The 9,520-nt window shown below is 44.4% G+C and carries 8 protein-coding genes and 1 pseudogene; 5 read left to right on the forward strand and 4 right to left on the reverse strand.

The features are described 5' to 3' along the window. Positions 1–61: 61 nt before the first annotated feature. Both QQK21_RS18920 and cpdB read right to left on the reverse strand, forming a co-directional pair. A pseudogene (locus QQK21_RS18920) lies at positions 62–289 on the reverse strand (Crp/Fnr family transcriptional regulator); the annotation flags it as partial. 114 nt (positions 290–403) lie between these two features. Then, positions 404–2,365, reverse strand: coding sequence for a 2',3'-cyclic-nucleotide 2'-phosphodiesterase (gene cpdB / locus QQK21_RS18925; RefSeq protein ID WP_284193739.1), 1,962 nt, complete (start codon positions 2,363–2,365; stop codon positions 404–406). A 264-nt stretch (positions 2,366–2,629) separates the two neighbouring features. Here cpdB and cobA point away from each other — a divergent pair, with 264 nt between their 5' ends. Genes cobA through cysC form a run of 5 tightly spaced genes read left to right on the forward strand, consistent with a single transcriptional unit; the run spans position 2,630 to position 8,296 of the window. Continuing rightward, positions 2,630–3,496 (forward strand): uroporphyrinogen-III C-methyltransferase, encoded by an 867-nt coding sequence (gene cobA / locus QQK21_RS18930; RefSeq protein WP_284193744.1) that lies wholly within the window; start codon positions 2,630–2,632, stop codon positions 3,494–3,496. A gap of 34 nt (positions 3,497–3,530) precedes the next feature. Next, entirely contained in the window at positions 3,531–4,463 is a 933-nt protein-coding gene (gene cysD / locus QQK21_RS18935) for a sulfate adenylyltransferase subunit CysD (RefSeq protein ID WP_431313143.1), read from the forward strand. Between the two features lie 19 nt (positions 4,464–4,482). Beyond that, positions 4,483–5,895 (forward strand): sulfate adenylyltransferase subunit CysN, encoded by a 1,413-nt coding sequence (gene cysN / locus QQK21_RS18940; RefSeq protein WP_284193741.1) that lies wholly within the window; start codon positions 4,483–4,485, stop codon positions 5,893–5,895. 28 nt (positions 5,896–5,923) lie between these two features. Further along, complete coding sequence (locus tag QQK21_RS18945; protein WP_284193745.1) at positions 5,924–7,648, forward strand: SLC13 family permease; 1,725 nt, start codon at positions 5,924–5,926, stop codon at positions 7,646–7,648. Between the two features lie 12 nt (positions 7,649–7,660). Continuing rightward, a complete protein-coding gene (gene cysC / locus QQK21_RS18950; protein WP_284193742.1) occupies positions 7,661–8,296 on the forward strand; it encodes an adenylyl-sulfate kinase in 636 nt (211 codons plus the stop codon). Positions 8,297–8,321: 25 nt separating this feature from the next. Here cysC and QQK21_RS18955 read toward each other — a convergent pair whose 3' ends face one another. Both QQK21_RS18955 and zur read right to left on the reverse strand, forming a co-directional pair. Further along, the gene (locus tag QQK21_RS18955) at positions 8,322–8,783 is read right to left on the reverse strand and encodes a chemotaxis protein CheX (protein WP_284193746.1); all 462 of its coding nucleotides are present in this window, start codon (positions 8,781–8,783) and stop codon (positions 8,322–8,324) included. A 15-nt stretch (positions 8,784–8,798) separates the two neighbouring features. After that, entirely contained in the window at positions 8,799–9,257 is a 459-nt protein-coding gene (gene zur, locus QQK21_RS18960) for a zinc uptake transcriptional repressor Zur (protein WP_284193743.1), read from the reverse strand. Between the last annotated feature and the right edge of the window lie 263 nt (positions 9,258–9,520).

The raw sequence follows: 9,520 nt of genomic DNA on the forward strand, positions 1-9,520 counted from the left end.
CCTCATTTTACGGTGGAAACTTTACCACCTAATTTGGTGTCCGGGATCATTAAACCACTACATCCCAATAGAACTCTTTGCTGAACTCTTTTCCTTTATCCGTTAGATAGGCTGAGTGGCAGACGCCTTCGACTAAGAAAAAAATCTCTTTAGCGACTTGGCCTTGCTTTAGCAATATATGCCTTGTTGGTAGTTCAATCAATTTGGCACAATCCATGAGCTGGTTGATATCTTGTTTGTCAAAGCCTGCATCAGCAAGTTGCTGGCTAAAGGTCTTGTTTGGTTCCATGCTTTGGGTACGCACTCACTAAGGTTTATTTCTGCATTCTACTCTATGGATGAAGAATTCGTGGTGAAAAAAAGCCGCGATTTTGGTCGCGGCGTTTGACTTGGGGCATTTTAATTAGCGCTGAAGATCAATTTGGTATACGGCGAAGCCAACGTCGTCTGTTGATATTTGCTTCATTGGGTATAGACCTGCGTTTTTAATAAAGCTCGCGGCTTTATCACTTGGCGATGTTTCAAAGCGAATATCCAGTGGTTTATTTGACTTAATTGGAGAAAATTGCCAATTGTTATCTGCGTTTGGCTTAAATTCTCCCTGCTCTTGACTTACGCGAGTAATATAATTGGCAATGATAGAGCGGTTTTCATCTGGTGAATCAAAAGCGATATACTGACTGCCGGTTCCTGGGAATTTTTCACTGTACGCTCGGTAGTTATTGGTCGCGACGAGGAAGTCTTGTGTCAGATCTAAAGGCTTTCCTTTATAAGTTAACTCTTTAATACGCTGAGCACTAGGATTTAATAGCTTACATTCTCCATCGTATTTAGCAGGTTGAGTGACGTCTATTTGATACTCGACACCATCAATAACGTCGAAGTTATAGGTACGGAATCCATCCCAGTTGATCAACTGTTGAGGCTCGCTGCGACTTGGATCAATTTGATTAAACTGTCCAGCGCTGCACTCAAGCCAATCTTTAACTTGTTGGCCTTTTACTTTCATTGCCACCAAGGTATTGGGGTATAGATACAGATCGGCAGCATTGCGGAAAGTGAGTTGGCCTGATTCTACTTCAGTAAAGTTAGCGGGATCGTTTTTGCGTCCACCGACTTTAAAGGGAGCTGCGGCTGAAAGTACGGGGATGTTAGCTAAGTCAGGATCGCCTTGGATAAAGCGTTCTACATAATCTTTTTGTGCCAAATTAACAATTTGTATTGTTGGGTCATCTTGGACCAGTGCAAGATAGCTATACATGACATCGCTAGCTTTACCAATGGGTTGATTAACAAAGTCACGTGTGCCTTTATGTGAAGTGCTAAGGGCTTCGACCATATCTGGGTCAGCGTTGGCAAGTGACTTTTGATTATTTGAATCAAAAATAGGTCGTGCTTGAGCTTGTCCACTGACAACTATCCATTGACCTTTCTCTTGTTGTAACTCAAGGTCAATGATACCAACATGGCTGCCCCAGCGTCCCGGCATCACAGATGCGACGCCATTAATGGTGCCTTTTTGATTGTCGATCCCTGGAATATTATCAAAGCCTTTTCCTGGGAAAACCGCATGGGAATGCCCAAAGGTTATCGCGTCGATACCCTCTACTTCTGCTAAGTAGTAGGTTGAGTTTTCAGAGCCCATTCTGTAGGGTTCTGAAGAAATGCCTGAGTGTGGAATGGCAACAATGACATCCGCGCCTTGTTTCTTCATTTCGGGAATAAGAGTTTGTGCGGTTTGTTTAATGTCTTTGGTAAAGACTTTACCCTCTAGATTCTTTTTATCCCAGACCATTATTTGCGGTGGAACAAAGCCGATGTAACCGACTTTGATTTGATGTTCGGCACCCTCTATATCTTTAAATGTGTGTGATTTGATAATGTAAGGCTTAAAGTAGTGCTGACCAGTATTCTTATCAAATACGTTGGCATTGACATAGGGGAAGTTCGCATCGTTAATGGTTTCTTTTAGAAAATCAAGCCCATAGTTAAATTCATGATTACCTATATTACCCACATCGTAATCGAGTAAATTCATCGCTTTATAGACAGGGTGGACCTCACCGGGTTGGATTCCCTTGGCTGCCATATAGTCACCCATTGGACTGCCTTGAATTAAGTCACCATTATCAACAAGGACGCTATTCGTCACTTCTGCTTGAGCTTGCTTAACGATAGTGGCTGCGCGCGTTAGACCAATTTTTGGACTTGGTTTGTCTTTGTAGTAATCGTAGTCCATTAAATTGGCGTGGATGTCTGTGGTTTCCACGATACGTAGTTTGATGGTATCGGCCATCACTGGCCCTGCAATAGTCAGCATACCGCTTAAGACGGCCACCGTGATAGGTTTGACTGCGACTTTCATTGTATTAGCTCCGCTAGCATTAATAGTAAACCAAGCCTAATTTAGCAAAAGCTTGTGCAATGAATATTTCACTCACTAGCGAAATGTGATGTGGAGTCAGGGTTTTTACTCTGTTCTGTCTGCGAGATCGCATCTAAATTCAGTCGCTAGGACGAATGGATTATTCCTATATCACCAAAAGGTATAAAAAATGAAATTTTAGAATTTCAGGTAATATGTCTGTGACGCCATAATGCGGTTCAACGATAGGCAAGGAATAGCATGATGGCGAGCACGGATACAATTTCTCAATTTCCCACTAACAATGTGAGAAAACCGAATGGTTCACTGGCGGTTTTCAATGGTTCAGGACAAAGCGTGCTTTGTGCTGGGGAAGTGGCTCTCATTGGAGCGGGGCCAGGCGATCCCGAACTTCTTACGCTCAAAGCACTGCGTTTTATCCAGCAGGCAGATGTGGTTTTGTACGACTATCTGGTGTCTGATGACATTCTTGCCCTTATTCCAAGCGACACCATATTAGTCTGTGTGGGTAAACGCGCAGGTCATCACAGTGTTGCGCAGGAAAAAACCAATCAACTTTTGGTCGACTTTGCTCTGCAGGGCCATCGTGTGGCTCGCATAAAAGGCGGAGATCCGTTTGTGTTTGGCCGAGGCGGAGAAGAGTTAGAAGTTCTTGCCGACGCGGGAGTAAGGTTTCAGGTTGTTCCGGGCATTACGGCGGCGTCTGGGGCAACAGCCTATGCGGGCATTCCACTTACCCACCGAGATTACGCTCAAAGTGCGATGTTTATTACCGGCCATCTTAAGGCCGATAAAGACAATATGGACTGGTCTACGTTAGCTCGAGGTAATCAAACGTTAGTCATTTACATGGGGCTCATGAAGTCAGACTACATCCAAGGCCAATTGATAGAGCATGGCCGTGCGCCCGATACGCCAATCGCTATCATCGAACGGGGTACGCAAGCTTGCCAGAAAGTGCTCACGGGGAAGCTGTCTCAGTTGGCGAGACTTGCCCAAGATGCTCAATCACCCTCTTTAATTGTGGTCGGTGAAGTGGTGTCCTTATCGAAAAAATTATCATGGTTTGGCGAGGAAGATAATGCTTTGCCTCAGCGCCAATTTGCCTAACGCCTATTTATTTTACCTCTATCAACTGCTCATCGTGAGCCGCAAAGGAAGCTCTAATATGGATCAACAAGGTTTAACCCATCTCAAGCAGCTCGAAGCCGAAAGTATCCACATCATTCGAGAAGTGGCGGCAGAGTTTGATAATCCAGTGATGATGTATTCGATTGGAAAAGATTCTTCAGTCATGCTCCATCTTGCTAGAAAGGCATTTTATCCCGGCAAGATTCCCTTTCCTTTGCTCCATGTCGACACCAACTGGAAGTTTAAGGAAATGATTGAGTTTCGTGACAAGACCGCAGAAAAATATGGCTTTGAGCTTTTGGTTCATAAGAACCCAGAAGGTCTGGCTATGGGGATCAACCCATTTGAGCATGGCTCCTCTAAGCACACAGATATTATGAAAACACAAGGTCTCAAACAAGCACTGAATCAATATGGCTTTGATGCTGCGTTTGGTGGAGCGAGGCGAGATGAGGAAAAATCACGAGCCAAGGAGCGTGTCTATTCCTTCCGTGACAAAAACCATACTTGGGACCCCAAAAATCAACGCCCAGAGCTTTGGCATACCTATAACGGCCAGATCAATAAGGGCGAAAGTATTCGTGTATTTCCCCTTTCAAATTGGACTGAGCTGGATATTTGGCAATACATCTATTTAGAAAATATCGACATAGTTCCTTTGTACTTTGCCGATAAACGGCCTGTCGTTGAGCGCGATGGTATGTTGATCATGGTTGATGATGATCGGATGAAGCTTGCACCGGGCGATGTGATTGAGGAAAAAAAGGTCCGTTTTCGTACGCTAGGCTGCTACCCACTCACTGGAGCCATCGAGTCACATGCTAATACCTTGACGGGTATTATCGAAGAAATGTTAGTTGCCACGTCGAGCGAAAGACAAGGACGAGCGATCGACCATGATCAGTCGGGATCGATGGAGCTGAAAAAGCGCCAAGGTTATTTCTAAAAGGATCAAGGGGAAAATTATGAACAGTGCAGTGGAAAGTCAGTTAGCAGAGTTGGGGATAGAAGGGTACCTGACTCAACATCAACACAAGTCATTACTTAGATTCTTAACCTGTGGTTCGGTTGATGATGGAAAAAGTACCCTGATCGGGCGCTTACTTCATGACTCAAAGCAAATTTATGAGGATCAGCTCGCCGCCGTTCATGCAGACAGCCAAAGGGTAGGAACCACGGGAAGTCGTCCGGACTTGGCCTTGTTGGTTGATGGACTGCAAGCAGAGCGAGAGCAGGGCATTACAATCGATGTCGCCTATCGCTACTTTTCAACCCAAAAACGTAAATTTATTATTGCCGATACGCCAGGGCATGATCAGTACACGCGCAATATGGCCACAGGGGCATCGACCTGCGATCTGGCTGTTATATTGATTGATGCGCGCAAAGGTGTGCTGGATCAAACCCGTCGCCACTCTTTTATTGCCAATTTACTCGGCTTGAAACACTTTATTGTTGCGGTCAACAAAATGGATCTGGTTGATTATTCACAGCAGCGCTTTGAAGAGATTCGCGATGACTATTTGTCTTTTGCCAATAAGCTGCAAGGTGAAACAAGCATTAACATTGTTCCACTTTCTGCCCTCGAAGGAGATAACGTCGTTGAAGCCAGTGACAAGCTTAAATGGTTTGAGGGGCCTCCTTTGTTGGATCTTTTGCAAAGTGTCGATGTCAGTCATGCAAAAGTCCAAGGCGAGTTTCGTTTTCCTGTTCAATATGTGAATCGACCTCACCTCGACTTTCGTGGTTTTTCTGGCACCGTAGCCTCTGGTGTGATTGAAGTAGGTGACACCATTAAAGCCTTACCTTCAGGAAAGGCGTCACGGATTGCCCGTATTGTGACTTTCGACGGTGACTTGCCACAGGCACAAGCCGGTCTAGCCGTGACTCTCACTCTTGAGGATGAAATCGACATCAGCCGTGGTGATCTCATTGTTCATGACAGTGCTCACGTAACCGTTGGTCAGCACCTATCGGCTGATGTGGTGTGGATGACGGAGCAGCCATTGGTCGCAGGGCGAGATTATGACATCAAAATCGCCGGAAAGAAGACCATAGGCCATGTCGAAGCTATTTGTCATCAATATGATATCAATAACTTGTCCAAGCATGACGCTCAATCACTCCCACTCAATGGAATCGGGCTTTGTCACTGGGTATTTAACCAACCGCTAGCTTTTGATTGCTACGATGAGGTTCAAGATAGTGGCGGTTTTATCATTATAGATCGCCTAACCAATGTCACTGTGGGAGCGGGATTAATTCGAGAAGCGTTGAGTGAGCGAGAACCCTCGCCAAGCGAGCGAATGGGAGCATTTGAACATGAGTTGAAAGCCCTAATCCTTAAACATTTCCCCGAGTGGGACGCCAAAATTTAACCAATTAACCGTCAGTGGAGAGTCGATGATGTGGCAACAAGGATTTGTGCTAGTTGTATTGCTGGGTATCGTAACCTGTCTTATTGCCACACGCATCAAGCCGAGTTTTATTTTTGCTGGAGCGGCATTTATCGCGTTTCTGGCAGGCATGATAGAGCTCAGTGATATGGCGACAAACTTTACTAACTCTTCATTGCTGACGTTAATTTTACTGATCCTCGCATCGAGTGCGCTTGAAAAAACTCGCTTAGTCAGTTGGGTGAGTCGTAGCTTGTCGTCAGGTAAGCTGGCGACGGTTGTTGCTAAGCTTGGCCTCTCGACGGCGTTTTTATCGTCATTTACCAACAATACGGCTGTGGTGGTAGCTTTGATTGGTGCTATTAAACGTAACCAAACTCACGCACCCTCCAAGTTACTGATCCCTTTATCTTATGCAGCCATACTCGGCGGTACACTGACGTTAATTGGAACTTCAACCAATCTTATTATTAACAGCTTTGTTGAGGATGCAGGATTACCCAGTCTTGGTTTTTTTACTCCAACTGTGATTGGTTTGGTTGTGCTCGGTGCTGGGCTTGTGGTGCTCATCCCACTTAGTTATTTGTTGCCAGCAAACGAGGAATCGCAACAAGAGAGTTTACCGTATTTTCTTGAAGCTATGGTTGAACCTCATTCTCCTTTGGTGGGAAAGAGTATTAGCGATAATAAGTTGCGTGATTTGAGAAAATTATTCCTTGCTGAAGTGATACGAGATGGCCAAGCCATGCCATCGGTTGAGCCTGACTTCGTTTTGCAGGAAAAAGACAGACTGCTGTTTTGCGGCGATATTGAGAGTGTGGCAACGTTACAAGAAATTCAAGGGCTTAGTCTGTTTGGTCAGCACCATCTTAATGGTCAAAGTCTGGTTGAAGTTGTGGTCAGCTCTTCAGCAAGTTTGCGCCAAAAAACCCTCAAATCTAGCCAGTTTCGTGAGAATTTTGATGCGGTGGTAGTGGCCATTCGTCGTGGGCATGAACGGTTAGGTGGTGGTCTTGGAAGCATTGAGCTCAATGCGGGGGACACACTTGTTTTGGTGCCGGGAAAACGCTTTGAGCAAGAGCGAAAAATGCGCAGCAAAGAGTTTGTGTTAGTCAATGATCTGGATTCCAGTGCTCGTCTGGATGATCACAAGTCTCGTATCGTGTTAATTGGGTTCATGTGTGTGATTGTCGCAGCTTTGCTTGGCGAACTTTCTCTTATCAAGGGATTATCTTTGTTTTTGATTACGTCACTATTTTGCGGCGTCATTCAGTTAGGGGAGTTAAGACGACGCTTTCCAATCGACATTGTGGTTATTGTTGGTTCGGCATTGTCTATTGCACAATTGATGCTTTCGTCAGGACTTTCTACCACATTAGGTAATGTGTTTATCGATACCTTTAATGGTTGGGGGGCCTTCGGTGCTTTGGTGGCAACCTACTTTTTTACCCTGATATTAACCGAGCTTGTGACGAACAATGCTGCTGCGGCATTGGCCTTTCCGCTTGGTTACAGCATGGCTATAGGCTATGGCGTCGATCCTATGCCATTTATTATGGCGGTGCTGTTTGGAGCAAGCGCTAGCTTTGTATCGCCTTATGGGTATCAGACCAATCTACTCGTATACAGCTTAGGCCATTATAAATTGGTGGACTATATCAAAATCGGGCTTCCGGTCTCACTGGTGTATTCACTATTGGTGTTGGCTCTAATTCCTCAATTTTTTCCATTTTAAAAGGACGCGATAATGACAACTCAGTTGCAGGCTCAGGAGTCAAACGTTATTTGGCATCAGCATAATGTTGACAAGGCTTTAAGATCGCAGCTTAAGCGGCAAAAACCAGCGGTGCTATGGTTTACCGGCTTATCAGGAGCGGGTAAATCTACCATTGCTGGCGCATTAGAAAAATCATTGGCAGATCAGGGTTATCATACTTATCTTTTGGATGGTGATAACGTCCGACATGGTTTGTGCAGTGATTTGGGCTTTTCTGAGCAAGATAGACGCGAAAACATTCGTCGTATTGGCGAACTGGCAAAGCTGATGACGGATGCTGGTTTAATTGTATTATCTGCCTTTATATCGCCCTACCGTGAAGAGCGTCAGTTAGTAAAAGACTTACTTGAGCGCGGCGAATTTATTGAAATATACGTCAATACTTCTTTACAGGTGTGTGAGCAAAGAGATCCTAAAGGCTTATACAAAAAAGCTCGTGCTGGGCAGATTGTTAACTTCACCGGTATTGATTCTGATTATCAACCGCCAATTGCCCCAGATTTGGCCTTACAAGCGGGTGAAAAAACAATCGATAAACTGGTGGACGAGTGCTTACTGGTGATGAAGGCGCGTAATATTATCGCCCAGGATAAAAAGCTTCCTTGAGTGGGAAGCTTTTTATCGAGTGCTGTTACTCGAAACAAATCTCAATAAAGGCGTTACCCCATTCAGAGCTGAAGGGCATTATAATAATGGCACCTTCGCATTTGTGACGAATCGTATGTCCTCTACCTGACACAACAATTGGCGTTGCCATATCGAAATCAAAACCACTTTCAGAGAGGATACGTTTTGCTCCCCCTGCGACCATATTGGTTATTTCGCCAACCATGTCGGTGACTTCTTCATTCAGTCCATTTGGACGTTCACCTAACATATTTTGCATGATTTCCAGCGCGAGGGTTTCATCAAATGTGATAGACATTGAGCCACGAGTAGGCTGACCAACCATACCGATTAAGCCGGATACATCACCTCGAGCAATTTCATCCTTCTTAACTCTCGGCTTTTGCGGCTTCAGTTCAAGAGAAGCCATCGTTTTTAACACGTTCATCAAAGACGCTAAAAACGGGTTTATAAATTCGGTGCGCATTATCATGGTGTAATATTATTCCGTCTGTCCGGTTGAACACGACTGACAAATCCCATGAGATTCAATCACATGATTTGTGATTGTAAATCCATGTTTTTTAGCATTATTTGCCAGTAAAGTTATCAAGCTATCTTCTTGAAGTTCGATAACGTTGCTGCATTTATCGCATATCAACAAATGTGAGTAGTGCTTGTGCGCATTGCAAGAATTACACTGAATAAAGCTATTGGTCGATTCAACACGATGGATGAATCCTTGCTCTAGAAGAAAGTCGAGTGCGCGATATACAGTGGGCGGTTTAGCCTGCGGCTCACTCGTCTTTAGTTGTTCCAGTAATTCATACGCACTTGATGCTTTAGGGCTAGAACAGATCAGCTCAAAAACCCTTTTTCGTTGAGGAGTGAGTCTCACTCCTCGCACTGTACACATCTCTTCAATTTGTTTTATTAAATTGTGGTCCAAATTTTTCACCAATCACCATTGGACATAGTAATAATATACCATTTCTAGATGAATATCGTTTATCAAACAGTATTTCTGATAGAGCAGTCAGTGAATTGGTCAAGTTTTTGATTATTATGACTGCTTGTAACCCTATACGTTACCTTATTCCCATGTAAAGCGATACTGCTAGAAGCGGAAGGGAGTGCTAACTTTGTGGACTCAAGTTAATCATGTCATTACTGAGGGATCTTGACGGGATAAATACCATTCGACTCTGTCGTATCCTTACATTC

The sequence above is a fragment of the Vibrio zhanjiangensis genome, assembly GCF_030161235.1.
GTDB classification, from domain to species: Bacteria; Pseudomonadota; Gammaproteobacteria; order Enterobacterales; family Vibrionaceae; genus Vibrio; species Vibrio zhanjiangensis.

Excerpts from the sequence above, each read along its gene's own strand:
- cysC (WP_284193742.1), top strand. The coding sequence starts at position 7,661 with ATGACAACTCAGTTGCAGGCTCAGGAGTCAAACGTTATTTGGCATCAG.
- QQK21_RS18945 (WP_284193745.1), top strand. The coding sequence starts at position 5,924 with ATGTGGCAACAAGGATTTGTGCTAGTTGTATTGCTGGGTATCGTAACC.
- cpdB (WP_284193739.1), bottom strand. The coding sequence starts at position 2,365 with ATGAAAGTCGCAGTCAAACCTATCACGGTGGCCGTCTTAAGCGGTATG.
- cysN (WP_284193741.1), top strand. The coding sequence starts at position 4,483 with ATGAACAGTGCAGTGGAAAGTCAGTTAGCAGAGTTGGGGATAGAAGGG.
- QQK21_RS18955 (WP_284193746.1), bottom strand. The coding sequence starts at position 8,783 with ATGCGCACCGAATTTATAAACCCGTTTTTAGCGTCTTTGATGAACGTG.
- cobA (WP_284193744.1), top strand. The coding sequence starts at position 2,630 with ATGGCGAGCACGGATACAATTTCTCAATTTCCCACTAACAATGTGAGA.